23 protein-coding genes are annotated in these 26,876 nt (G+C 53.4%); 21 read left to right on the forward strand and 2 right to left on the reverse strand.

Annotated elements, in window-relative coordinates; translation table 11 throughout:
- The first annotated feature begins 196 nt into the window (after positions 1-196).
- The 21 genes from SH421x_RS14485 (at position 197) to SH421x_RS14585 (ending at position 24,947) form a co-directional block, all read left to right on the forward strand.
- Positions 197-640: an STAS domain-containing protein gene (locus tag SH421x_RS14485; RefSeq protein ID WP_488849954.1), complete on the forward strand. Its 444-nt coding sequence runs from the start codon at positions 197-199 to the stop codon at positions 638-640.
- A gap of 435 nt (positions 641-1,075) precedes the next feature.
- Positions 1,076-1,804: a methyl-accepting chemotaxis protein gene (locus SH421x_RS14490; RefSeq protein WP_488856435.1), complete on the forward strand. Its 729-nt coding sequence runs from the start codon at positions 1,076-1,078 to the stop codon at positions 1,802-1,804.
- Between the two features lie 15 nt (positions 1,805-1,819).
- Positions 1,820-2,185, forward strand: coding sequence for a response regulator (locus SH421x_RS14495; protein ID WP_488849956.1), 366 nt, complete (start codon positions 1,820-1,822; stop codon positions 2,183-2,185).
- Positions 2,186-2,196: 11 nt separating this feature from the next.
- Positions 2,197-4,173: a chemotaxis protein CheA gene (locus SH421x_RS14500; RefSeq protein ID WP_488849958.1), complete on the forward strand. Its 1,977-nt coding sequence runs from the start codon at positions 2,197-2,199 to the stop codon at positions 4,171-4,173.
- Between the two features lie 86 nt (positions 4,174-4,259).
- Entirely contained in the window at positions 4,260-4,754 is a 495-nt protein-coding gene (locus SH421x_RS14505) for a chemotaxis protein CheW (protein ID WP_488849960.1), read from the forward strand.
- 102 nt (positions 4,755-4,856) lie between these two features.
- Positions 4,857-6,485 (forward strand): methyl-accepting chemotaxis protein, encoded by a 1,629-nt coding sequence (locus SH421x_RS14510; protein ID WP_488849962.1) that lies wholly within the window; start codon positions 4,857-4,859, stop codon positions 6,483-6,485.
- 141 nt (positions 6,486-6,626) lie between these two features.
- Positions 6,627-7,517: a CheR family methyltransferase gene (locus SH421x_RS14515; protein WP_488849963.1), complete on the forward strand. Its 891-nt coding sequence runs from the start codon at positions 6,627-6,629 to the stop codon at positions 7,515-7,517.
- A 200-nt stretch (positions 7,518-7,717) separates the two neighbouring features.
- Complete coding sequence (locus tag SH421x_RS14520) at positions 7,718-8,059, forward strand: chemotaxis protein CheD (RefSeq protein WP_488849965.1); 342 nt, start codon at positions 7,718-7,720, stop codon at positions 8,057-8,059.
- A 57-nt stretch (positions 8,060-8,116) separates the two neighbouring features.
- Positions 8,117-9,169, forward strand: a complete 1,053-nt coding sequence (locus tag SH421x_RS14525) for a protein-glutamate methylesterase/protein-glutamine glutaminase (RefSeq protein WP_488849967.1) — start codon at positions 8,117-8,119, stop codon at positions 9,167-9,169.
- 310 nt (positions 9,170-9,479) lie between these two features.
- On the forward strand, positions 9,480-10,094 hold the full coding sequence (locus tag SH421x_RS14530; RefSeq protein WP_488849969.1) for a GntR family transcriptional regulator: 615 nt from the start codon (positions 9,480-9,482) through the stop codon (positions 10,092-10,094).
- 401 nt (positions 10,095-10,495) lie between these two features.
- A complete protein-coding gene (locus tag SH421x_RS14535) occupies positions 10,496-11,446 on the forward strand; it encodes a DUF1559 family PulG-like putative transporter (RefSeq protein ID WP_488849971.1) in 951 nt (316 codons plus the stop codon).
- Between the two features lie 134 nt (positions 11,447-11,580).
- Entirely contained in the window at positions 11,581-12,024 is a 444-nt protein-coding gene (locus tag SH421x_RS14540) for a hypothetical protein (RefSeq protein WP_488849973.1), read from the forward strand.
- 87 nt (positions 12,025-12,111) lie between these two features.
- A complete protein-coding gene (locus SH421x_RS14545; RefSeq protein ID WP_488849975.1) occupies positions 12,112-15,480 on the forward strand; it encodes a PSD1 and planctomycete cytochrome C domain-containing protein in 3,369 nt (1,122 codons plus the stop codon).
- Positions 15,481-15,491: 11 nt separating this feature from the next.
- Entirely contained in the window at positions 15,492-16,907 is a 1,416-nt protein-coding gene (locus SH421x_RS14550; RefSeq protein ID WP_488849977.1) for a DUF1501 domain-containing protein, read from the forward strand.
- Between the two features lie 27 nt (positions 16,908-16,934).
- Positions 16,935-17,978 (forward strand): M14 family metallopeptidase, encoded by a 1,044-nt coding sequence (locus SH421x_RS14555; RefSeq protein ID WP_488849979.1) that lies wholly within the window; start codon positions 16,935-16,937, stop codon positions 17,976-17,978.
- Between the two features lie 39 nt (positions 17,979-18,017).
- Complete coding sequence (locus tag SH421x_RS14560; protein WP_488849981.1) at positions 18,018-19,139, forward strand: mandelate racemase/muconate lactonizing enzyme family protein; 1,122 nt, start codon at positions 18,018-18,020, stop codon at positions 19,137-19,139.
- On the forward strand, positions 19,111-20,589 hold the full coding sequence (locus SH421x_RS14565) for an MFS transporter (protein ID WP_488849983.1): 1,479 nt from the start codon (positions 19,111-19,113) through the stop codon (positions 20,587-20,589). The genes SH421x_RS14560 and SH421x_RS14565 overlap by 29 nt, the downstream gene beginning before the upstream one ends.
- Entirely contained in the window at positions 20,586-21,608 is a 1,023-nt protein-coding gene (locus SH421x_RS14570) for an SMP-30/gluconolactonase/LRE family protein (protein ID WP_488849985.1), read from the forward strand. Before SH421x_RS14565 ends, SH421x_RS14570 begins: the two co-directional genes overlap by 4 nt.
- Before the next feature lie 660 nt (positions 21,609-22,268).
- Positions 22,269-23,204 carry a phosphoribosyltransferase domain-containing protein gene (locus SH421x_RS14575; RefSeq protein ID WP_488849987.1) on the forward strand — a complete coding sequence of 312 codons (936 nt, stop codon included), beginning with the start codon at positions 22,269-22,271 and terminating at the stop codon, positions 23,202-23,204.
- The gene (locus SH421x_RS14580; protein WP_488849989.1) at positions 23,191-24,204 is read left to right on the forward strand and encodes a cysteine protease StiP domain-containing protein; all 1,014 of its coding nucleotides are present in this window, start codon (positions 23,191-23,193) and stop codon (positions 24,202-24,204) included. The genes SH421x_RS14575 and SH421x_RS14580 overlap by 14 nt, the downstream gene beginning before the upstream one ends.
- Positions 24,204-24,947, forward strand: coding sequence for a hypothetical protein (locus SH421x_RS14585; protein WP_488849991.1), 744 nt, complete (start codon positions 24,204-24,206; stop codon positions 24,945-24,947). Before SH421x_RS14580 ends, SH421x_RS14585 begins: the two co-directional genes overlap by 1 nt.
- Positions 24,948-25,476: 529 nt before the next feature.
- Here SH421x_RS14585 and SH421x_RS14590 read toward each other — a convergent pair.
- A complete protein-coding gene (locus tag SH421x_RS14590) occupies positions 25,477-25,923 on the reverse strand; it encodes a tellurite resistance TerB family protein (protein WP_488849993.1) in 447 nt (148 codons plus the stop codon).
- Between the two features lie 62 nt (positions 25,924-25,985).
- Complete coding sequence (locus tag SH421x_RS14595) at positions 25,986-26,429, reverse strand: tellurite resistance TerB family protein (RefSeq protein WP_488849995.1); 444 nt, start codon at positions 26,427-26,429, stop codon at positions 25,986-25,988.
- Positions 26,430-26,876 lie beyond the last annotated feature (447 nt).

The raw sequence follows: 26,876 nt of genomic DNA on the forward strand, positions 1-26,876 counted from the left end.
TCAGCTTCCATCTCCACACAATGGCGCCACTATCCGTAGCACTCCTCTAACCGGTACGCCGTGCCTGAAAAAACTGCGAAACTACGCGACTACGACCAATTTTTCTAATGCGGATATTGCGGTTTCTGTCGGTCATTCAGAAGAGCTTAAAGGATATTCGTTCGCTAAAAAACAATCGGCTTAATGCGCATGATAGATGCAAATTCCGCAATGCGTAAACCGCAAAATAAGGGGAGATTTCCGCTCAAGTAGAGCGATTCAATTACGTAAGCTGCGTGCGTTCAAGAAGAACTTACGAAATTTAGGGCAGGCTCCAATGTTGTTGCAAGAACTGACTCAAGCTTTCTCGCTTGGGCAAATCGATGAGCAAGAAAAGCGGCTGATCCTCTCCAACGAGATCAGTATTAAGCATGTGCGAGATTTGCGAGATCTCGCGCTCGGAATTGTTGACGAACAAGGTGACTTGTTTGTGGACTGCACTGGAGTTGAACGCCTTGATACGGCCATCTGCCAACTTCTTTTGGTGCTCCAGGAAGAATTGGTTTCTCAGCGTCGCACGATGATGCTCTCGAACGTCTCAGATAACCTAAAAGAGTCATTGAAGGTTATTGGACTGCACGAAGAGTTTGTCTTCGTCTAATCCAAAAACAAATCGATTCAGGCTCGCGACGAAGCGCAAAAATACAATTCGCCTTCTTCTGCGATACCCATAACGTTCAAGCACATAGGGCTCCGTGTGATGAAATTTCCATTAAACGCAACGAAAGAAATATGCGCCGATCCAGAAACAAATATTCCGGACGAGTACCAAAACGTCGCTGATCTGGAGTGTGTCCAAGATTCATTGGCGACCGAGGTCGCTTCTTGCTTGCCAGTGTTTCCGATTTTGTGCGCACAACTTAACGAAACCGTGCGGCAAGTCGAATCATCTGTCGTTGACGTTTGTCAGAGCTTTCAGGCAATGGTCTCGCGAGCACGAGACATGGTGGAACGAACCTCTGCAGTTACGGCCGAAGGTGCAAGCGACTCGAATACGGCGAACATGACAACGCTGATTGAGACCGCTCGAAAAACGATGGAATCGCTGTTGAGCCGTATCGAACAGTCGAGCGAACTTTCGATCGCCGCCGTATCCCAAATGCTTGTGGTGCAAGAGGGAATGCAGCGAATCGAAACAAGATTGAAACAGGTTGACGAACTCGCGAAGAACGCTCGTCTAGTGGCGCTGAATGGCCGTATTGAAGCGGCTCGCGCGGGCGATCGTGGGGCGGCCTTTGGAATTGTGGCCAACGAAACTTCTCATCTGGCGAAAAGCGCCGCCAGCACCAGCGATTCGATTCGTGAAATCGTGAACGAACTGAGACAGGCGACGCAAACTGCGGCGGCTGGATTAAAGTCCCGTGCTGACGTTGACCGCAGCGATGCGGAACAGAGCCGAGTTGAAGTGGACGGTGTCTTACAAATTCTCGAGACAAAACACCATGAAATCGAAGTCACCATTGAGCACACATCCCTGGCGAGCCAGCAGCTTGCGACTGATATTTCTAGAGCCGTCATGGCGATGCAATTTCAAGACGCGATGAGCCAGCGAATTGGGCATGTGGTGAAAACTCTGGAGAGTATTGATCAAGAGCTGCGAAGCAAGCCGGAGATCACTGATATCGATTTTTCAGCGGCGGATAATAAGTGGTTAGTAGAACTGTCAAGCCGCTATGTAATGGCGGCGCAGCGAGAGACTCATGGAGGCAACGTTCAAACGTTGGACGATGCAGTTGACGCTGGCGATGACATTGAACTTTTTTAGATTCGGAGATACGTCGTGCCCAAAACTGCTTTAGTCGTCGACGATTCCACCTCGATTCGTCAAATGGTTTCTTTCACCCTGCAGGAAGCCGGGTTTCAAGTCGTCGAGGGAGCCGATGGTCAAGCGGCGCTAAATAACGTCGCCGGAAAAACGGTCGATTTGGTGATTACCGATCTCAACATGCCGGTCATGGACGGCATGACTTTGATTCGAGAATTACGCGCGAAGCCCGACTATCGCTTCACGCCAATTTTGATGCTGACCACCGAGTCTCAAGACTCCAAAAAACAAGAAGGCAAAGCGGCGGGCGCGACCGGTTGGATCGTGAAGCCGTTTGATCCGCAAAAGCTGCTGGCGGTTGTCAACAAGGTCGTCAAGTAGGAAATAATCCGATGCAAATTGATCTACAGCAGTTTCACGCCGCATTCTTTGAAGAAGCGGCGGAACATGTCGGCACCCTTGAAGCAGAGTTGTTGCAACTTGAAAAAGATCCGGCCGGCACGGAACTGCTAGACAACATCTTTCGGGCAGCCCATTCCATCAAGGGATCGAGCGGGACCTTCGGCTTTCCAAAAATTGCCGGCTTCACCCACAACCTAGAAAGCCTGCTCGACCTCCTTCGCGAAGGTCGCATGCTGGCGACTCAAGAGTTGATCGATCTCTTGCTACGCTCGGCGGATATGCTCGGCGATTTGGTGAACGAAGCGCGGGATGGGACCGACCTAGAGGTTGACACTTCGACGCTAACAGCGGAACTGGAAGCAGCCCTCGGCAAAGAATCAACAACCAACGCCAAAGATCTGTCTACAAAAAAACAGAAAACTAGTCCCAACAAGGCAAGTTGCTTTGAAATTAAATTTGCCCCGCCGCAAGACATCTTTATGTCGGGCATGGACCCTGGTCTGCTCCTACGTGAATTAGCAGGACTGGGCGAAATCCTCCATGTCAATTTGAAACGTCGAAATTTGCCGCGTCTAGCGGAACTCAATCCCGAGCAATGCTATTTGGGATGGGAGATCGGATTGCAAACCGAGCGATCGATCGACGATATCCGCGAGGTATTCATCTTTGTAGAAGACGACAGCGAACTAGAAATCCAGGAGACCGTGGACGCTTCGACGGACCACGACGATGAGCCCCAGGCCAATCCACTGGACCAGAAGGTTCGCCCCGAAGCGCCGAAGTCCAAAGCATTGCAAGCCGACTCAATTCGCGTGTCGGTAGAAAAAGTGGAGGAGCTAATCAATCTGGTTGGCGAGTTGGTCATCGCCAATTCAATGGTCAACCAATCGATCGGCGAACTGCCAATCCAGCGCGTTCCACTTTTGCAGGAAGCGATTGCAACGATGGAGCGTACGACGCGGGAGTTGCAAGAACGCGTCATGGCGGTGCGGATGATGCCGATTGGGCATGTGTTCCGCCGTTTCCCCCGACTGATTCGCGACTTGGCCGGATCATTGCACAAAAAAGCCGAAGTCGAAATTCTGGGCGAAGATACCGAACTCGACAAACAAGTGATCGAAGAAATCGGCGATCCCCTCACCCACTTGGTTAGAAACGCGATTGATCATGGTTTAGAGTCGGCGGCTGGACGATTGGCCGCTGGCAAGTCGGAAGTCGGAAAGATTCGGCTTAGCGCGTACCACGAAGGGGGCAACGTCATTATCGAAGTCGCCGACGATGGGGGCGGACTCTCCAAATCTCGGATCCGAGCAAAAGCGATCAGCAAAGGTCTGATCGATGCGAATCAAGAATTAAGCGATGAGCACATTCATGAGTTGATCTTCGCGCCGGGGTTCTCTACGGCGGAAACAATCAGTAACGTCTCTGGGCGGGGCGTCGGCATGGATGTGGTCAAGCGCAACGTCGAAATGCTCAACGGCGGGATCTCTATCCGCAGCACGGAAGGGGAAGGAACTACATTCCGAATTAAGCTGCCGCTAACGATGGCGATCCTAGACGGCTTGAGTCTCGCGTTGGATGACGATGTTTACATCGTGCCGCTGCTCTCGGTGCTGGAATCCATCCGGCCCAAGTCATCAGAGATCAAGTCGGTCATCGGCCGGGGCGAAGTATTGATCGTGCGAGGCGAGACAATTCCGCTGTTGCGATTACATCAGCTATTTCGCTGTTCGGCGCGGATTTTGGATCCCAGTCAAGCGTTGGTCGTCATCTTAGAACATCAAGGGCGAAAATTCGGACTGATGGTGGACGAATTGTTGGGCCAACTTCAAGTTGTGATGAAGAGCTTGGAAGAAAACTACAAAAAGATCGAGGGCGTTTCAGGCGCTACGATTCTTGGCGATGGTCGCGTCGCGTTTATTCTCGACGTGCCTGGTTTGATGCGGATTGCAGGATGCGGAAAGTAAGAATCGGACTCTGACAACACCTCTTTGCGGCGATTGCCCGCGTAGAGATCACGTGGGCGTCAATCGACATTTGAAAGGTAAATCTAATGGGCGAAGACAAGACAAGAGATGGCGGCCCTGTCGCCGCTGACAGTAGCCAATTTCTTACGTTCATATTACAGAACGAAGAATACGGCATTGAGATTTTGAAAGTTCAGGAGATCAAAGGGTTTTCGAAGATCACCCCGATCCCCACAGCACCGCATTTTATTAAAGGCGTGCTGAACTTGCGCGGCACCGTGGTGCCGGTAGTGGATCTGCGCAGCAGATTTAGCATGGCGGAGAAAGAATACGATCAATTCACCGTCATCATCGTCGTCAATTTGGGCGCCAAAGTGGTCGGCCTGCTGGTCGACACAGTCTCGGATGTGCTTGACATTCCGTCACGCGACATCGAAGAGACGCCGGAGCTTGCCGGAAATGTAGATGCTTCGTGCATTACCGGGATGGGGAAAATCGATGACCGAATCGTCATGCTGCTCGACATTGCTCGACTTGTCGGGATGGACGAACTGGCGAATCTAGACGGACTTGCGGCCTAGGCCTTAATTCCAACACTCACTTGAGAAGCTCTCGTAAGGACGCGAGGGGGCGAATTTGTTTAGGAAGTTCTTTACGAGATTTAATTTTCAGGAAATATACCAATGGCTGCATTTCAAAGTTTAAGCGTTAGAGCGAAGTTGTTACTGTCGTTTGCTGCGGTCTGTCTGATTACCGGTATTGTCGGTTATTTCGGACTCAGCAAAATGTCGTTGATTAACGACATGCAAACCACCATGTATACGAGCGAGTTGGTCGGTCTTTCGAAGACCAAAGAGGCGAACATTTGCTTAGTAGACCTTGGTCGCATCGTACGTCAAACCGTGATCGAATTGGATGAGACAGAGCTGCAGAGACTCTCAGAGAGACTAGATGAACGTGCTGCCGATTTCCAAACTGCAATCAAAGAAGCAACCCCTACGATTAACACGCCCGAAGGAGCGGCCCTGCTTGCAAAAATCAATGAGACGATGCCGACCTTTATGGCCCAGGCGAAATCGATCATGGCATTCGCCGTCCAAAACAAGAATGAAGAGGCCGCAACCGGACTGAGGGAATTGCAGGATACAGCACGCAAACTCGACACAGATATGACTGCGTTGTCGCAGCTAAAAGAACAGATCGCGAAAGAGGCGAACACAGCCGGCGACGTTACTTACGCTTCCGCTCGAATCTCCGTGATCTCATTTGTTATCGGCGGGATCGTGATCGGTTTGGCGTTGGGCTACTTCATCGCCCGCTGGTTCACTCGCGCAATCGTAGAAGTCAACGACATTGCTGAGACGGTCGCCACCGCTTCGCAAGAGTTGGCCGCAGCCGCCGAACAGCTTTCGTCAGGCGCCCAAGAATCGGCTTCGAGCTTGGAAGAAACCGCTTCGAGCCTGGAAGAGATCACCGCGACGGTCAATCAAAACGCCGACAACGCCGATCAGGCTAATCAGTTGGCGAACAGCTCGCGTGAGACGGCCGAAAAGGGTGGTGAAGTCGTCAGTAAAGCGGTGAAAGCGATGGGCGAAATCAATAACGCCTCGCGTAAGATCGCCGACATTATCACCACGATTGATGAGATTGCCTTCCAAACGAATCTGTTGGCTCTGAACGCGGCCGTCGAAGCGGCACGAGCCGGAGAACAGGGACGCGGCTTCGCCGTTGTCGCCGGAGAAGTTCGCAACTTGGCCCAACGCAGTGCCAGCGCCGCGAAAGAGATCAAAGGTCTGATCGAAGACTCGGTCCAAAAAGTCGAAGTCGGCTCGGACCTGGTCAACAAATCGGGTGAGACGCTGCAAGATATCGTGACCTCGGTCAAACGAGTTACCGATATCGTCGCCGAAATCGCCGCCGCATCTCGTGAGCAGTCGGCCGGCATCTCGCAGGTCAACAAAGCGGTCGCGCAGTTGGATCAGGTCACCCAGGCCAATGCGTCACAGACCGAAGAACTTTCGGGAACTGCCGTCGCTTTGTCTGGTCAATCGGATCAATTGCAAGAAGTCGTCGCTCAGTTTAACGTCGCTCGCAAGAGCGCCGCACGTGGCAAGATCCGCACCGCTGAGTGGAAGCCGACCGTCGCAATTCGACAATCGGTTACGTCGCGCCCCGCTGCTCGCTCGGGTCAAGCTGTCGCCGGCCGTGCCCGCAACGCCGCCGCAAGCAGCAATCGAAACGGCAGTGGACATGAACTCGATCTCATTCATGCCGGCGCCGACAACGGTGCGGATGGGTTTGAAGAGTTTTAATTAACGCTGTTATTCAATGATTTCAATCAAGCGGGCGCGTCTATAAATGGACGCGTCCGCTGCGATTGAGATACTTTAGAAATCCAAATATTCAATATGACTACGCCGCACATCGCATCCGAATCGTCCCGCAGAAATCGTATGGCTGTCAATCGCGTCAAGGCGCTAAGTTGCCGAAATCATTCTTCATCTGGCTCGTTAACCACGATCACGGACGACGAGTACGAGATCTTCCAAAATCTGATTTATCAGGAGTCAGGGATCTCTCTGAATGATAACAAACGCGTGTTGGTTTGCTCGCGGATGTCAAAGCGATTGAGAGCGTTGAATCTCACCTCTTATCTGGACTATCTCGAGTATGTCCTGCTGCGTGACCCGACCGGGGACGAAATGCAGGAGATGATCAACTGCATTACGACGAATAAAACAGAGTTCTTCCGCGAGTCGCATCATTTTGATTTTATGCAGCAACAGATGCTTCCGGCCATCGCCAAAGCAGCCAACGCCGGACGTCGACGGCGAGTAAGAATCTGGAGCACCGCCTGTTCGATGGGACATGAGCCGTACACGATCGCGATCACGTTGCGTGAGTTCTTTCGTAACTCAGGCTGGGATCTTCGCGTGTTAGCCTCTGACATTGACACCAACGTGTTGGCGCAGGCCCAAGAAGGGGTCTACCCAATCGAAGAAACCATGCCGATTCCTCGGCCACTGCAACAGGCATATTTTTTACGCGGCACCGGCAAATTTAACGGGGTCGCTAGGGTAAAACCAGAACTGCAAAACATCGTGACTTTTCGGCAGATCAATCTGGTGAAGCCGGGCTGGCCTGTAAAGACGCGATTCGACGCCATCTTCTGTCGCAATTTGCTGATCTATTTTGATCAGCCTACTCAGCGCCGGATCCTAGAAAACTTCGCGAATTATTTAGAGCCAGACGGATTCCTGTTTATTGGGCACTCCGAAAGCATGTCGTGGGGCGCAAATCCTTATGAGCCCCTGGGAGGGACCATCTATCGCTTGCGGAGTTGAGTTTCGATCTTTGAACTGTCTCCCGTTTCCCAACAATGTGGCCGTATATGGGCAAGATCGCTGCTATTAGTTACGTCGGCGCCAAATTCACGGTAATCGCCGGAGAAGTGCGCGTGGCCGGAGCAAGTGATAAGATTCAGTCAATCCTGGGCTCCTGCGTCTCTGTTTGCCTTTTTGATTCTTATTCCAAGATCGGGGGCATGAACCATTTTGTGCTTCCTCGACCAATTCACGCCGGCGTCAATTCAACTCGCTACGGTGACTCCGCAATGGACGAACTAATTCGCCGAGTGATTCGCTCCGGCGGTGACAAGCTTCGCTTAAAAGCGAAAGCGTTTGGCGGAGCATCCATCGCTCCGCGAAATTCGTTGCTCAATGCAGGCGAAAAGAACGTCAGTTTTGTCCGACAATATTTAGAAGAACAGAATATTCCGCTGGTTGGTTTCCTGTTGGGAGGAGATCAGAGCATGAAAGTGATCTTTTCGCCAGATTCGGGTCGCGTACACGTCTGCCGAGTCTCGGGCGATGGACGTCGTCATTGACTTCGCTAGATCAATTTCAAACCACCAATCAATGTTCCTTTCGGGAAGGCGACCAAGATGACCAAAACGCGCGTATTAATCGTTGATGATTCTGCAGTCATGCGACAGTTGTTGACGCATATCTTAGAAGCTGATTCACAGATCGAAGTAGTTGGCTCAGCTCCGGATCCTTACGCCGCGTGGGACAAAATCAAACAACTGCGTCCCGATGTAATCACCTTGGATGTAGAAATGCCGCGGATGGATGGCTTGACTTTTCTCGAAAAGCTAATGCACGCCAATCCGCTGCCAGTCGTGATGATCTCGTCGCTGACCGAGCGCGGCTGTCAAACAACCATGCGCGCGTTGGAGTTGGGCGCCATCGATTTTGTCACCAAGCCTTCAATTGACGTTCAGTCAGGTACGGCGGAAATGGCGGATGACATCCGTCAAAAAGTACGCGGTGCTCGACAAGCGCGCGTCCGTCCCCGATCAGCTGCCTGGAAACCACCGGTTCCTACAACCTCGACTAGCAAATCGCTGATCCGTTCAACGCACGGTGTGATCGCAATGGGAGCCAGCACCGGCGGGACCGAGGCTTTGTGCGATGTCTTGACGCGACTGCCGGCTGACGCGCCGGGGATTGTTATCGTGCAACACATGCCAACGGGATTTACGCGTTCATTCGCGGAACGGCTCGACCGTCTCTGTCGAATCCGCGTCCGTGAGGCGACCAACGGCGACCGAATTCTGCCGGGACACGCGTTAATCGCCCCCGGCGACTTTCATATGAGCGTCTTTCGAAGCGGAGCCAGCTATGCGGTGCGGATCACGCAAGGCCCCCCGGTCAATCGATTTCGGCCGTCGGTCGACGTCTTATTTCGCTCTTGTGCAAAATATATCGGCCCCAATGCGACCGGCGTGATTTTGACAGGGATGGGACGCGACGGCGCACAAGGGTTACTAGAAATGAATCAAGCCGGCGCCCGCACGATCGCTCAGGACGAAGCCAGTTGCGTCGTCTTTGGCATGCCACAGGAAGCAATCGCCGCTGGCGGAGTCGATCAAATTGTAAGCCTTGATAAAATCGCGGACGCAATGCTCTATCAGACAAGCCGCATACCCGTTTGAGCTGGCTGCGCCGAACAAGAGGGCCAGCATCGTGGTAAAGTGACGCGACGCCGCTTCAGCAGAGCGCACTACCAACAGCGCGAAAGGTTTGACGCACCTTTTGCCCGTTGAAGCGATACGGTCAAACCCTGCTTTTTCCACATTACCGCTCTGATTTTCGGATGTACTGAGGAGCCATCGTCAAAGTATCTATCCAGTAGCGCGATTGACATTCCGCCCTGGCATGCTCACATTTGAGAGAAGCGACGGCAATTGTCGACAATATTTAAACGCGGCGAATTGGTTCGGAAATATGGCGGATCCCTGTATCGTGGACAACAAAAAATCGCATCGATCCACCGAAATTGTCGAGCAATTGCGCGAAGAAATCCTGTCCGGCCAACTCGTCGAGGGCTCTCGTTTGACCGAGATGGACGTCTCGAAACGCTTCAAACTGGGGCGAAACGCGATTCGCGAAGCTTTTCAGAAGCTGACCCATCAGGGGTTGCTGGTCACGCGTCCTAATCGTGGTGTTGTCGTCGCATCGGAACCCCCCAAACCGATTCGCGACTTGATCGTACCGATCCGGCGTATGCTAGAAAGCTACGTGCTGGAACTGATCTTTGACGAGCTGAACGATCAAGATTTCGCTCGCTGGGAGACGCTTCTAGCGCGAATGAAAGAAGCCTGCGCCGCGCGCGACTACGCCGCAATTGCCGAAGCCGACATCGCTTTTCATCGCTCGATTTTGGAACGAGCTGGACAACCAGACCTGCTAGCAATCTGGGAAGCGATGGTCTATCGAATTCGCTCCCATTTTCGTCGGACGCAGCGCCGTTGCCCCGATCCGATGGTGATCTACGACGAGCATCGCGCGATTGTGGACTGCATTCAATCGGGCAATCTCCAAGCAACTCTTTCGCTCTTGAACGAAAAAATTGAGTAGTCGGTTCTGATCGACACCCTGGCTGTTAACCACGCCTTGCTTCGATGCACTCCGCGTGAAATCTGCACAGCTTCTAGGCATTCGACTGTTACTAGCTTGCAACAGCATCGCGCTGCCCTTTCCGGCAAGAGGCGCATCCGCTCCCTAGCAAGGTTCCCAGGGAGCGATGACTATCCCCTACCACCGATGCGCCTCTTCAAAAAATGCATTGGCACGTTTGTTGCAAAAAAGTCGATAGAAAAAATTGTTGACAATCCATTTCAGATTGTTGACAATCCGAGCTGTGGTCAGTTGGTAAGCTCTTTTGGGGATCATAATCCATAAGCAGAGTGTTATTTGATTGCCAACCAGATCATCGCCTTTTCGTAGCTCCGATTCTTTTCTTTTCTCTGGAGTCTGTCATGAGTCGTCTGAATTCGGTCTTTATTAATCGTCGTCGCGGGTTCACGCTCGTAGAACTGTTGGTGGTGATCGCCATCATCGGAGTATTGATCGCGCTGTTGCTGCCGGCAGTCCAACAGGCCCGCGAAGCGGCGCGGCGAATGGATTGCACCAACAAGCTGAAACAGATCGGCTTGGCGTTGCACATGCATCACGACACGTACGGCAAACTTCCTCCAGGCAATGTCGGCGTCGTGGCCAACACCGCCGCTGACGAATCCATTTGGGCGCTTTATCTCCTGCCGTTTCTCGAACAAAACTCGCTGTTTGATTCGGCCAATTTAAACGCCGGTTTCGGCGGTGGAAATGCGACCAACGAAATTGTTACCGGGACGAAGTTGGAAGCTTATCTCTGCCCCTCCGACACCTCGAACGTTGACAATTGGCTCAACTTTGCTGCCCATCGCAGCTACGTAGCGAACAACGGCATCGGGCCCGGTCGAGAAGGGGCTGCGGCGCATGACAATCTACGTCCTCGCGCCGAAAAAGGGGTGTTGTTTTCGGACAGCAAAATTCGACTGGCCGATATGACGGACGGCACCACAAACACTGCGATGATGTCGGAAATCATCAACGTAAACCCCAACGGCTCGACCGGTGATCAACGGGGAACCAACTATCCTGAAGGCGCCTATTACCACCACAACTACTCGCCGGGAGATCTGACGCCAGATCAAACCCGTAACGGCCACTGCGTATCAACGGCACAAGCCCCTTGTGTCGGCGCATTCAACTCGTGGAGCGATCGCCAGATGATCACCACTCCCCGCAGCAATCACCCCGGCGGCGTAAATCTACTAGCGGGGGATGGAAGCGTCCATTTTGTGGGCGAGACAATCGAATTGAACATCTGGCGCGCTTTGGGAACTCCGCAGGCAATAACCAACGAAGTCCTATTTCCTGGTTTCTAAAGGATTGGGCTCTTAGTCACAATTTCGACGTCGGCCTATTGGGCCGACGTCGAGCTAGAAACCAAAAAATAATCCGTCACCAAGACGGCGGACAATCTACTCCTACTTCTCTTCAATCACTATGGATGACACAAATGGCGAACTGCACCTGTTCTGCCTGGTATTGGAAACAGACTTGGATCGCTGGGATCCTCTTCATGGTCGGGTGCGATGTAGGTAACGCACCACTTTTAGGTGAAGTCACCTATGACGGAAAACCATTGGATAGCGGCAGCATCGTTTTTATGCCGGCCGATGGAGTCGGGCCCAGTCGCGGCACGACGATTTCAGCCGGAAAGTTCCAGCTTGATTCTTCGCAAACCATGCTGCCGGGTAAAAAAATTGTTCGGGTATCCGGCGCAGTAAAAACCGGCCGTCAAATCGAAGCTCCTCCTCCTTCGCCGCCGGGTATCATCGTTGATGAGACACGATACATCGACTTTCCGCCGCAAGAGTTAGAAGTTGTCGCAGGAAATATGTCGCCTCTCTCCATCGAATTCGACGTCGCTCCACCAACGTCGGCACGTCCTCGCAGATAGCAGATAATTGCCGTTAAAATGATTGAAAGAATTCCCATCCCTACTTACGCTCGCAACATGGACACAGTCGCAATACCGACTCGCCTTTTGGCGACTCTTCTGCTGACGTGGATCTCTCTGGCGTCGAATGGTGAGTTTCTTCGACAACTTGCCGCCCAAATGCCTGGCGATATGTCTGCCGAAGCGACAGAGCATTTTGAGAAGAAGATTCGCCCCCTGTTGGTAGAGAATTGCTACGAGTGTCACGGGCCGAAAAAGCAATGGGGCAGCCTGCGCTTCGACGCTCGCAAGTTCGCTATCGACGGAGGAGATAGCGGCCCGGTGATCGTCCCCGGCAAGTCGGATGAGAGTATCTTGATCGAGCGAATTTCATCTAACGACAATTTAGAGAAGATGCCTCCGGAGTCGAGCGGCAAGATATTGTCGCAGGCGCAAATTGACCTACTCCGTCAATGGATAGATGCCGGCGCAGCCTGGCCCGAGTCAAATCTCCCCCAGCTCGATGACGCCGCCAAGCGAGAGCACTGGGCATTTCAGCCGATTTCATCTCCATCACCGCCAGAGGTGAAAGAGGAATCTTGGCCGCAGAACAACGTTGATCGATTTATCCTTCACAAGCTAGAAGAATCCTCGCTTAGCCCTTCGCCGCCAGCGGACCGACGCACTTTAATTCGCCGTGCAACATTCAACCTAACCGGTTTGCCGCCGTCGCCAACAGAAGTCGCAGAGTTCCTTGTCGACCCGCGACCAGACGCCTATGAACAGTTGATCGATCGCCTGCTGGGATCGCCTGCTTATGGAGAACATTGGGCGCGGCACTGGCTAGACGTCGCACGCTACTCTGACACGAAAGGCTACGTCTACGGCCGCGAAGAGCGATTCTTCGTTAACTCAGTTCACTATCGAGACTGGGTCATTGAAGCGTTCAACAGCGACCTGCCGTACGATCAATTTGTGCGGCTCCAGCTTGCGGCTGATCAAGTGGCTCCGAATGATCCCAAGTCAGCGGCCGCGATGGGATTTGTGACGCTAGGACGTCGTTTTCTGGGAGTTGAATCTGACATAATCGACGATCGGATTGATGTGGTCACCCGCGGCCTACTTGGGCTGACCGTCGGTTGCGCCCGCTGCCATGATCACAAGTTTGATCCGATTCCGACAGCCGACTACTACTCGCTCTACGGCGTCTTTCAGAATTCGGCGGAAAAGACCGTACCGATTTTTGAGCAGGAGGCAGATGAGCAAGTTCAAGCCGAACTTAAAAATCGTCAGACCAAACTACAGCTCGGCTTGCAGGCAACACGCCAGGAATTCGCCGAATTGGCCAGAAGTCGCGTCGGTGAATATCTGCAGGCGCAATTCGAGCTCGACAAGTATCCGCAGCAAGCGTTCAGCCAGATCCTGTCAAAGGAGGATTTGCTCCCCACGACCGTCTGGGGATGGCAGCGATACTTAACAAAGGCAGAGAAATCGCAGCATCCGGCCTTCCTTATCTGGTCCAAGCTTAGGGAACTGCCGGAAGAAAACTTTCTTGAGCAGGCCCGCACCGCGCTAGCGAAATTACGCGAGTCTTCACTGCCGATTCATCCGATCATCGACAAAGCTTTTGTAACGCCGCCGGCTACACGCGCTGAGATGGTCGCGCGATACGCTCAAATCTTTCATGAGGTTCGTCGCAAGTGGGACGAACAATTGGCGGCGGCAGTGAAGCAAGGAAATCCGTTGCCGACAGCTTTGGCCAATCGCGAGGAAGAAGAGCTACGTAAAGTTTTGTATGCCCCAGGGTCTCCTTGCGTGATTCCTGATCTCGACTTTATCAACATCGAATTTGACTTCGATACGGGCTCTTGCATTGAGATGTGGAAACTGCAAACGGCGTACGATCAGTGGATCCTTGCGAATTCCGAAACGATTCCGCATGCAGTTCAATTGGTAGATAAGCCCACGATCCTCACTCCGCGCATCTTGCGACGCGGCAGCGCCAACAATCCTGGCGACGAAGTGCCGATGCGGTTTCTCGAGATACTTTCGCACGACGATCGACGACCGTTCAAACAAGGCAGCGGGCGACTTGAACTGGCCGAAGCGATCGCCGCGGCTGACAATCCGCTGACTGCGAGAGTCTGGGTTAATCGAGTATGGATGCACCATTTCGGCCACGGGATCGTCCGCACTCCAAGCGACTTCGGCTTGCGGGCTGATCCGCCGACCCATCCCGAACTGCTCGATTGGCTGGCGCGCACTTTCATTGACGGCGGCTGGTCTACCAAAGACTTGCATCGCAAGATCATGCTGTCGGCCGCCTATCAACAACAATCAACCGGACCGGCGCACGATGAAGCCTACGCACAAGCGAGCCAGGCCGATCCCGAGAATCGATTGCTTTGGAGGATGAACCCGCGACGGCTGACCTTCGAGCAGTTTCGAGACGCCAGTCTGCTGGTCGCAGATGAATTGAATCGCAGATCCGGTGGCAAAGGAGATCCGTTATTCGACGTGAAAGAGGACGGAGCACGACGCACAATTTACAGCCAGATCGAGCGAGAATCGCTACCGACCATCCTGCAGACATTCGATTTCGCCAATCCCGACTTGCACACGCCGCAGCGTTCAGAAACGACGGTTCCGCAACAAGCGTTATTTGCACTCAATCATTCATTTATCGCTGATCGTGCGCGATCGGTCGCTGCGCTGATCCGCGAGCAGCCTACGGCGAGCAGAGAAGCATCGGTCGAGTTTTTGTTTCACCAGATTTTGCAGAGGTCCCCAAGTTCATCCGAGCTAACCGCCGCACTTCAGTTTGTGCCAGCGGCTTTAGACAAGCCAGATATCGGCGAAACTCTTACAACAGAGGCGGCTTGGACGTATGGGTATGGTGAGATTGAGCCGGCGAGCGGAACACTGCTGAACTTCAGTCCCCTCCCCTACTTCACCGGCGCCGCTTGGCAAGGAGCAGCGTCATGGCCCGACGCCCAACATGGCTGGGCTCAGATTACGGCTGACGGCGGTCATCCCGGCAATAACTTACAACATGCAATCGTTCGTCGCTGGACGGCGCCAGCCGACGGAATTTACGCCGTCAATTCGACGGTGAAGCATGCCGAGCCAGTCGCCGATGGAATCCGTTGCTGGGTCTTGACCAGCAGCGGCAAAGTCCTTCGCAAAGAACTGGTTCATAACACGACACGGACCATAGATGTCTCCTCTGTTGAGTTGAAACAAGGAGAGTCGCTCGACTTTGTCGTCGACATCCTGGAAGTACTGAATAGTGATCAACATCTCTGGTCGCCGCAGATCAAGGCGCTGTCGCAAAGCAACGTCACATCCAGCAACTCGCCGCTTCCTCAGTGGGATGCCCAGCACGACTTTACCGGCCAGCGTCAACGTCTGCTGGATCCATGGGAACAGTTGGCTCAGGTGCTCCTGCTTTCTAACGAATTTTTGTTTGTGGATTAGCCATGATGCCAATGAACCATTCAGAATCGATCAATCGCCGACAGATGCTGCAGCGATCCGGTATCGGGCTAGGGATGCTCGGGCTATCGTCGCTCCTCCAAGACTCTGCTCCTGCGCTGGCGAATGCCGTCGCTGCCGAATCACCGCTTGCGGTGAAAAAACCGCACTTTCCCGGCCGCATCAAACGCGTTGTCCACTTCTTTTTGAACGGCGGTCCTTCGCATGTTGACACGTTCGATCCGAAGCCGATGCTACAGAAATATGCCGGACAAGCTCCGCCGATGTCGCTAGCGACAGAGCGGAAGACCGGCGCCTGCATGCCATCGCCGTTTAAGTTTCAAAAGTATGGCGAAAGCGGGCTCGAAGTGAGCGAATTATTCGCCAAGACGGCCGCACATAGCGACGACATCGCGGTGATCCGTTCGATGTACGTCCAGGTTCCTAATCATGAGCCTTCGCTGATGCTGATGAACTGCGGCGACTCGGTCTTGCCGCGACCCAGCGTCGGCTCATGGGCATTGTATGGATTGGGAACCGAAAATCAGAACCTGCCGGGATTTATCGCGATGTGTCCCAATGGCCAACCGGTTAGCGGCGCCGCTAACTGGCAATCGGGCTTTTTGCCTGGCAGCCTGCAGGGAACCTATATCAACTCGAAGCATGAACAACTTGACAAGCTAATCGAGAACATTCGAAGCAACCACGCAACGACAGAGATGCAAAGTCGCCAGTTGGCACTACTAAATCAACTCAACAACGAACATCGCGAGCAGCGGCACGATCCTCGCCTGGAATCACGAATCCATTCGTTTGAGTTAGCTTTCCGGATGCAGATGGAAGCGGCCGACGCGTTTGACATCAATCAAGAGACGCAAGAAACGCGTCAATTGTATGGCGAAGATATTCATGGTCGACAAACGTTGATTGCGCGGCGCCTGCTGGAGCGCGGCGTGCGTTACGTTCAACTTTGGCACGATGCAGGCAATGCCTGGGACCATCACGCCAACTTAGAGCCGAGCCATCGCAAGCTTTCGCAAGAGATCGACCAACCGATTGCAGCGCTGATGACCGATCTGAAACGCCGCGGCATGTTTGAAGATACGCTAATCATCTGGGGCGGAGAGTTCGGGCGCACGCCAACCGTCGAACTCAACGGCAGCGGCGCCACCACGCTAGGCCGCGACCACAATCATTATGGTTTTACTGTTTGGATGGCCGGCGGCGGCGTTCGCGGTGGTACTGCCTACGGTGCGACCGACGAGTTTGGCTTTAAAGCGGTCGAACGTCCGACCAGCGTGCATGACTTGCACGCCACGATTCTGCATCTTCTGGGGTTCGATCATACGCGATTAACCTATCGCTATGCTGGTCGAGACTTTCGCCTGACCGATGTTCATGGTCATGTATTGAACGACATTCTCTCCTAGTCCCGCGCGGACAGAAACAACACGGTTATGTCAGAACCAAACAGCCTGCGACAAATCGTTCGCCCTGCCGAGATTGATCTGGATTCTCCGGGGCGACGCGACTACTGGGTCGCGCTCGAACATGACAGCATCTGGGGCGACCATTTGATGCCGCTTACCGTGTGGGTCGGTCAGAATGCCGCCGCTGATCGCGGATTGGTCGCCTTTGGCGCCAACCATGGCAACGAATACGAAGGCCCGGTTGCACTCAAGAAACTGATGCAAGAGATCGACACCGATCAGGTCATCGGTCGCATCATCCTCATCCCCGTATTAAATCCCTCGGCTTTTCGCGCAGGTACGCGAGAGAGTTCTCTGGATGATCGAGTTAATCTAAACCGCGCTTTCGTCGAAGGCGCCGGAACGACTCCAGCTTTGTCTGGTATCACGCATCGCATCGCCGCGTTCGTCCGTCAGTATATTTGGCCCCGCGTGCACGTAGTGATCGACTTACATAGCGGCGGCGATGTCGCCCGGTTTGCGATCTGCTCTAGCTTTCACCCCGTCGAAGATCCTGCTCTATCGAAAGCAATCGAAGAGACGGCTCGCTGGTTTGGTACGCCTTGTTTGATGGTTTACCAGAATGCGACGCCAGGCTTGTTGCCGAGCGAAGCTGAACGACTGGGTAAGATCACCGTCGGCACCGAGCTGGGTTGGGGACGCGCGGTGAACCTAGAAGGGGTTCGTTACGCTCGACATGGCGTGATGGCGGCGGCGATCCATCATGAGCAATTGCGGGGGGAGATCGAACCAATTGGATACCACAAGTCCGGGACGCAATTGAAGCTGGAAACAGTCGATCGTGCTTGCTATTGCATCGCGCCGTTTGATGGTCACTTTGAGCCGTTGATCGATTGCGGGGTTGCGGTCAAGCAAGGAGACGTCGTTGGCCTGCTACATGACTTTGATCATATCGACATGCCTCCCTGGCAAGTTCGCGCTCAAGTTGACGGCGTTATCTTGGCGCAAGCTTGGGCCGCGGTTGTCCCCCGTGGTCAGCACATTGTTGTCGTAGGACGTGTAACTTCGTAAACGTTGCGATTACTAGTTTGTTTCTGAATGAGCCCACCTGTGAAAATCACCCAAATCATCTGCCAGATTCTGCGAATTCCTCAAGTTGAGGCCAAAACAGCCAGCAGCCAAGACTCCGTTTTGGTTCGAGTTCTCACCGATACCGGCTTGGAAGGAATTGGCGAGGCCGACTCGTCCCCAGAAATGGTGAAAGCGGTTATCGATGCTCCCTTCAGTCATAACATCGCTACCGGCCTGCGCGATCTGTTGGTCGGCGAAAACCCGCTCGAGACCGATCGTCTTTGGCAAAAGATGTATCGTCGCACAATGTATTGCGGTCGCCGCAGCGTCACCATCACCGCGATGGCGGCGATCGATATGGCGCTGTGGGACCTGAAAGGGAAATACTTTGGAGAGCCGATCCATCGGTTGCTTGGCGGAAAGCAGCATGATCGGATCCAGGCCTACGCATCGATCCTGTTTGGTAAAGATGGCGGCGAAACCGCTGCCATCGGTCGCCGCTGGCGCGAAGCAGGCTATCGAGCGGTCAAGTTCGGTTGGGAACCAATGGGAACCTCCGAGGCGGTTGACGTCGATCTGGTGCAAGGAGCCCGTGAGGGACTTGGCTCGGATGGTACGCTGCTGATTGACGCCGGTTGTGTTTGGGATGCGCGAACCGCTCTCCAGCGAGCTCATGCGTTTCAAGATTACAAGATTGGTTGGCTCGAAGAACCGCTCCATCCCGACGACTACGAAGGTTATCGCTGGCTAAGAGATCGCTCGCCGGTACCCATCGCCGGAGGTGAAGAAGAGTGCGGACGACAAGCGTTTCGTCCCCTCATCGATGGCCGTTGTCTAGACATCTACCAGGTCGATCTATCGCGGAACGGCTTCACCGAGGCGTCCTATATTCGCCAGCGGATCGAAGAGATCGGCGCTCGGCCCTGTAATCATTGCTACACGAGTCCTGTCACCGCAGCCGCCAGCTTGCATTGGCTAACGACCTGTCGTGATGCCTTTTTGTTTGAAGATTGTGTCGAGGATTCTCCGCTCCGTCATGAACTGACGCACGAGAAAATTCAGGCAATCGACGGTTGGATCTGCCCGCCCGATGGCCCGGGACTAGGAATTACGTTGAACGAGGATTTCGTCAATGCACACCGCGTCTGCGAATCGCGCTGAAGTTCGGCAAAGTGATCAAGCCAAGGCGCCGGCGACGCGGATCCGCTATTGGATGCTGTTGTTGCTGTGCGTCCTTTCAATGATCACGTACCTCGACCGCGTCTGTTTCGGCGCTGCCGCGCCCGAGATCAGTCAGGCAATCGGACTGACCGATGTTTCCGAGATGAAGTGGGCGTTCACCGCATTTGCACTGGCGTACGCTCTGTTCGAGATTCCGTCAGGCTGGTTGGGAGACCGTGTTGGTCCCCGAAGTCTGCTGATTCGGATCGTCATCTGGTGGTCGGCCTGCACTATTTTAACTGGATGCATCGGCCTCACTTGGGGCGCCATCAGTTTTGGCGGCCTAGGCACGTTGATTGTGCTGAGATTTTTGTTCGGAGCTGGCGAAGCCGGCGCCTATCCCAACATCACCCGGGCCATCCACGACTGGTTTCCTAAACGCGAATGGGAATTTGCCCAAGGGACCATCTGGATGACCGGACGATTGATGGGAGGAATCACTCCGCTGATTTGGGCGATTCTGGTCGGCAACGCCCTCTTCCCTATCGCCCCGCTCCATTGGCGTGGCGCGTTTTTTCTGTTCGGAGGAATCGGTTTTCTCTGGTGCATCGGGTTCGCCTACTGGTTTCGCAACTCGCCTGCCCAACTTTCTCAGGTAAGTGAAGCCGAGTTAACCCTAATTCAACAGGATCGAAAAACGTCGAAAGAGTCGCACAAGATCGTTTGGTCAATGCTGTTGACCACGCGTAGCTTGCATGCCCTTTGCCTGATGTACGCGTTGGTGACCTTTGTCTGGATCTTCAACATTACCTATCTGCCGGCCTATTTGCAGGAGCGATTTCAACTGCAAAAAGGGGATTTGCTGGGAGCGATCTATTGCGGAGCCCCGCTTTGGTTAGGCGCCGTTGGTTGTTTGGCGGGCGGGTTTCTCGTCTCGTGGTTCGCGCGACGGACAGCAACGCGCGCCCAAGCACGACAACGTCTGGGAGTGGCCGCCATGCTGGGTTGCAGCTTGCTCTGGGTTGGCGCCTACTGGAGTCCCAACATTCATCTTTTCTGTCTGATGGTAGCGCTGTCCGCTTTTTGTATTGATCTGACGGTCGGTTCGGCTTGGGCCAGTTGTCAGGATATCGGGCAAGAGAACGCTGGGGTCGCCGCGGCCAGCATGAATATGATTGGTACGTTCGGCGCCGCCTTCGCTGGTTGGCTCACTGGTACGCTAATTCAAACTTCCCTGATTCATAGCGCCGCGGGCTTGCAAACAACCATTGAATTACTGTCGCCGCTGCAACGGCAATCGGCGGTTCTCGCCGGTTATGACCAGTTGTTTTTGATCAATATCTTCGTATTTCTGGCAGCGGCCGTTTGCTGGCTGTTCGTTAAGGTCGATCCCCCAGTGGTCGACGCAGCGACTCCGTATCACGACTCATCCCCTGGTGAACTCTCATGAAACTTGGCATCCTTGGCGCCTGCGTAATGCTGCTGGCCACATTCAACATTGGCCGCGCCGAATCCCCACAGAACTACCCTGCATTCGGCAAGATCATTCGCTTGGATCCTAGGATCAACGCGATAATCCCCGCAGACGCCAAACTTGAGAAACTGGCGAGCGGTTTTGAGTGGAGCGAGGGACCGGTCTGGATTCCCCAAGCTCAATGCTTGCTCTTCTCTGATATTCCCAACGACTCGATCATGCGCTGGTCGGAAAAGTCAGGACTCTCGCTCTTTCTGAAACCAGCTGGACAAAGCGGGGCCGTACGTCGCGGTACCGAACCGGGCAGCAATGGCCTGCTGCTTGACGCGCAAGGCAATCTGGTCTTGTGCCAACATGGCGACCGACAGATCGCGCGGCTGAAGGGAATCGACGCCGCATCCAAGCAAACCGTACTAATTGACTCGTATCGTGGCAAGCGTTTGAACAGCCCCAATGACGGCGTTTTCAAGTCAAATGGCGATCTCTACTTTACCGATCCGCCCTATGGATTGGAGCTCGCCGAACAAGATCCAGCGCGAGAGCTTGCCTACTCCGGCATTTTTCGTCTAACCCCCAAAGGCGAACTGACGCTGCTCAACGACAAGTTGACGTTTCCCAATGGTCTCGCCTTCAGTCCAGACGAAACGAAGCTTTACGTCGCGCAGTCTGATCCCAAGGCGGCCTTGTGGATGGTCTATGATGTACGAGAAGACGGGACTCTCAGCGAAGGCAAAATCTTTTCTGACGCGACGAAATGGGTCGCCACAGAGAAGGGCTTGCCTGATGGTCTGAAAGTCGACCAGCAAGGAAACATTTTCGCCACCGCGCCCGGCGGGGTCTTCATCTTCGCTCCTGATGGAACGCATCTCGGCACGATCGCCACCGGCGAAGCTACCGGCAACTGCGCCTGGGGAGACGATGGCAGCTCTCTCTACATTAACGCCGATATGTATTTGGGACGCGTAAAAACATCGACCCGCGGCGCTGGATGGTAGTTGGTCTCCAGCATCAGATCCGGTTTGGCAAGTGATGAGTCAACTCGTCAAGTCCCATGGATCCCCGCTGCTCTTTGGTTTCATCGCCTCCTATTGCAATGGGGGCGTAACCGCCTAAAGAGTTTTGTTCTAGCAGCCAAGGCTTGCGCGGCCATCTCGTCTGCGCGCCGCTCAAGCGCGTTCTCGCACGGCTAATCCGCGATTTGATTCAGCAGCCACCAGCGCGGTTGCTGGCTGCATCGACAATGCATTTCTAAATTTTCCGATCGCAAGACCTAGCGAGTCCTGGAAATGCATGAAAACGAGATCTAGATGCGTGTGACGCAAATCCGAGGATCACGTTCTCTGCATCAACCGCAAACGTCAACCGTTTGACTCTGGGGAGCGAAACCTTATTTAATCGATGGCCGATTTATGATACCCTTTGCGAGTCTTGAATCCTAAGCGGGTTTTCTGGCGAAATTCTCGTCCGTGAGCGCAGCGATAGCAATCTGGCGCCTTGCGGATTAACATTCTTGTTATTTCGTCGTCCAAATCCTCGAATGCTTGACATCGTCATCTCTAGACTTGAGCATGACTCACTTCGGTACGGATGCCTTACTGATCTGCACAAGTGATTCCCTGCTCCCTTGGTTGTCCTGAAAAACGACTCAACAAACGATGTTCTCAATCCATCCATTATTAAGAACAGCGTCGAGCAGGAAAGCAGCCGAGCGAATTGCGCATGGGACCAAGATCGTGCAGCGTGATGCGAACCCTAATCGAACGCACGCCATCACTTTTGAACATCTCGCTAAACTCGGACCGATCAGCGTTCTTCACTTACAGGACTTGATCACTTGCTTCGGTGCGATAATTGGTCAAAGTCAGCTGAGTGAGATAACCGGTCATGAATTTCACCCCAGAAGCGACAGACACGTTCACCCTCCATTTTGTACGGTGCTGGGACTTACCGAATCGGGAATTGTTCCTTCCTTTGCGATGCAGAAGGCGTGTGAAGCTGCTGGAATCGATTCAGTGTGGTGCTGCAGCAGTCGCACCGATACAGGCGGGTTGAGTTTTCACGAATCTCACTCCCACGCACCAGAGCACTATCTCCCTCGCCAGTTGCTAGATCAGGTGGGGCAAGAGCTTTGGATTGTCGAGGATGAAGTTACGACGGGAAGCACAATTGCGAATCTGCTGGAATGCATTTACGATTCAAGCAACATTCGCAGATGCCGCGTCTTCACCTTGCTTGACGCTCGCGCAGCAACCGACCAAAAACGCTTTGGTGAAATCTGCCGACTTCGCGGCTGGAATGTGACTTTTCAGGGAATCTTGCGGCCAGCTGATTCGTCGTGTCTACAGCACCAGCAACTCGGTTTTACTAATATTGTGGACCAGGTCGCTCGGCACTTTGCCGTTGGCGAATCCATTGCTGCGGCGCTCCCTTCCCTGCTCCGCGGAGATCTGCAGTGCTTGCAGCACATTACATTGAGCCCTTGGGTGATCGATGGCGAATACATTTTCTCGCGTCAATCCTGGGAAGACTGCTACTACATTTACAATGCTCTTGAAGATGAGCCTAAACAGATCTGGGATGAACATGCCTGATCGCTTTTGTGTCGAGTGGTGGAACCAAACGATCTACGCCGAGCGGATCGAAGAAGTGGATCCCTATATTGCGGATGGCCGTTTCCGAAATCGCACCGTTGGCTACACCGGCAATCAGGCTTTCTGGGCTACTCCATCGCCAGAGCCCATGCTGAACAGCTCCCTTGGCGCGCGTCTATCCAGAGCTTTGAAAAGCGAAGATCCAATCCGCACTGCTGCGGTAAATTTGGCGATGAATATTGCCGATTCTTATGATCCTGCCGAGCTTCTTTTCGTCGCGATCTTACGAGCAGGCGTACCGGTCGTGGATTGGTTAACGCGCATGCTACCCGGCAGCATCGGCGTCGCAACTTCCTTGTTCCTCGGGCACGGGATTGATCAGGTATCCTTCGCGAACATTCGAGCCGACTATCCTACTCGTCAGATCATTTTTGTGGACGGATGGACGGGCAAAGGGGGCGTTGCCCGCGAACTTTTGCAACTCGGCGCCGGACCACTTGCGGTACTCAGTGATCCATGGGGCCAGGCAACCTTCCAGGGCACGCAAGAGGACATTCTGTCCCCATCCGCCTGCTTCACCGGACCAACAACCCTTGGTTTTTCGCGCACATTTACTCGCGAGCCTGGGCAGTGTTTTGCAGCGTATCAGTTCTCCGCAGATTTGTTGCAGCCTACATGGATCCAGGCTTGGTCGGATTCCTGCCCGGCTGAAAAAATGACGACTCTGCAAAGGCAATCATTCAAGAAGCTTGACAAAAGTCCGACCTCCCCAAAAATGGAGACGCAACTGCGAGTCCATAGCAACGAAGTTTGTCGAGCATTGATCAATTCTAATCCAGATGAACTGTTATTCGCGTGTTCTCAGCAATCAGCACGCGAGCGTTTTGAACTGCTTCTTGAATTGGCTGATAGCCAAAACGTTGCACAAAAGTTTTTAGTCAAAGAATTAGCGGTTCTTAGCACACAGGTTGCTTGTACTCTGCGGCTTCAGGAAAACTAATGAACTGTGTGGTCGATCTAGATGGCACGATCGTATTTGCCGAAACGGCCGAAATCGCAATCCCTGGCCGATCGCGATGCAGTTATATTTCAGCCGAAACTGCCCATTGGCTGAAGCGGATCGGAGAACTCAGCAATTTATACATCGCAACAGCGCGCAATGCAGCAAGCGTAGCAGGATTAGTTCGTGCACTCCCGCAGATCCGCTTCGCCGGTTTTGTGCTGGAGGGTGGACTCGTGCAGCGTGCTGACATTTTTGCTCCACCCCAGCAATTTGCAGGACGACTCCAATTGCTAGAAGCGATCGCCCTGAAATATCCCAATTGGGAGCTTGTGGCCGGATATGAACAAATGATTTGTTGCGTCGCCTCCGCCGAAACAGATACGCTGCCGCTTGTTCGACAACTCGCTGCGCTGCATGATTCAACCAGCGGATGGATTTCGCATCGCGAGCGTCACAAGACATTCCTCTATCCATCCCCCCTCTGCAAAATCTCAGGGCTGAATCAGCTTGGGGTTAGAGACGTCCATTTCGCCGCCGCGGATGACGAAATGTACGATGCGACGCTTCTCGCCAGCGCAGAACGTTGTTTTGCGCCTCGATCAGCAAGCCCAGCAATCCTGCAACTGGTGCAAGACCGGCGTGGGACCATCGCGGCATCGGCGTCACATCAGGGTGCGGCCGAAATCCTCGAGCAAATTCACCATGAACTCTCCGCCAAGAATCGCAAGTCGACCGATTGACGAACCTATTGCGCGGAGTTTGCGCGCGGCGCAACTTCAAGAATGCGGTCTTCTAAGATCTGTTCGCCTACATCCTTAAGCTCTCAATCCATTGCGGAGCAAATTGGACTTTAGAACAGAGCATGGGCCGTGCGTCGCATGCCAGCCCGACTGCGAACCCGTGTTATCAATCTCGACCTCGCGCACGCCCGAGTTCGCGAGGGATTGGTAATGCGATCCGGACAGAATGGAGGATTCGACGTCAGCTTCCCAAAAGCGACCACGATTGCGCGTGCATGGCCAAGCGACCCAGTTTGGTTGCCGGGTTCGCCCCATGACCATTCTGGACTGAAGAGCGACAAATTGAGAGTGCTGATTGGCAAATCTGCATGGCAGCCACCGGCTGAAAAAGCCGGTGGCTGCTATGAAAACGAAGGTTTGACCGTACGCCTTTGTTAAGAAACTCGCTTATCTCATCGACCGTCCCAGTTTAAATTCGACCAGTCGTTTCCCAAACCGAAATGAGCCGAATCGGGACAGAGTCGGCGAGTTAGCCCTGATTCTTGAAGACCATTACCTGGACGATCGTTTTGGCTCGCTGCGAATCCATTTCGAGCTTGATCATGAGGTCGTCGATAAACGCCTTCTCATCCGCTTCGACCACGCCATCGGCCAGCACGATGTCGCATGCATTCGCAAAGGCCGTTTCGCGCAGTTCTGGAGGGATGGCCGGGATTGCGACAGAGATTAGCTTTTCAGGACCGCCGCGCTTCAGTACACCTAACAGGCGATCCATCATCGAGTTGAATTTGTGCGGCGGAATATTTTGATACATCTTCATGCGCGCCAGCGTGGTAATAAGGGCGCCAACTTCTTCATCGGCGATATGACCGTCGCATGCCGAAGCGGCCAAGAGCGTGCCGGCGAAGCCTTCTTGCGGACCGAATTGTTCAGGAGTGAAGGATGAGTCGTCCAAGATATCATCGAAGAGTGACATGAGATTTTCCAAATCGTGGAAGGTTTGGGGATCGATATTGTGCAGCCTTGTTTGCGAGCAGATTACCCTTTGTTTTTGATAACCATCACTTCGGCAATCGTCTTGGCGATTTTCGGTTCAATTTGCAACTTGTCACGCAGGCGTTCCATAAACGCCTTTTCATCCTGTTCGACCACACCGTCTGCCAACACGATATCGCATGCATTGGCGAAAGCCGCTCGTTTCAAATCTTGGGGAAGGGTTTCGGAGCAAGCGTCGATCAACGCGTCTACCCCCTTCTTCTTCATAAAGCCATGCAGTTTGTTTAACGTTTTTCCGAACTGACGGCCATCGTATCGCTGGAACAGTTTCATCCGCACCAAGCAGGTAACTAAGCCGTTGACTTCATCGTCCGCGATGTGTCCGTCGCATCCACTCGCGCCCATCAAAATGCCCGCAAATGATTCTTGCGGCGTGAGTTTGGAGGAACCTTCCATGCTTCCAAAAAGTGAGTCCAATAGTCCCATCGTATCGGTTTCCTAATAAGCGGGTGATTTGGGATTAGCTTTTGCAACGGCGAAGTAGCTTGTCGTTTTTTCCGCGGACAATTTGGAAAAAACAGAGGGTCGAAACTTACCCTCGCGACGCCACGCCGCCTAGCTATGGTAAATAGTTTTGTATTGGACGTCTCCATAAAACTTGCTGTCAGCGAAGAAAATTAGAGGAGATCAGAAATGACGAAAAAATCAGAACAGGGGTTCCATAAATCTCTGCATAACCGCCTGTAATTATCGCTGCCGCTCCGCTGGGCGAAGCTTTCTTGCGACTTGTGCATTTGTTCAGCAAGATTTGAGCCAGCTGAGGCGTCATACAGCGACGTGAGATTTCTCAAATTGCTTTGAGCTTCCCAGGACGTCCCATCTGGTCGAGCGAATTTTCAGTCGACTGGTGGCATTTATTGTCTGAGGAAAATA

This window comes from Blastopirellula sp. SH421, from assembly GCF_057808535.1.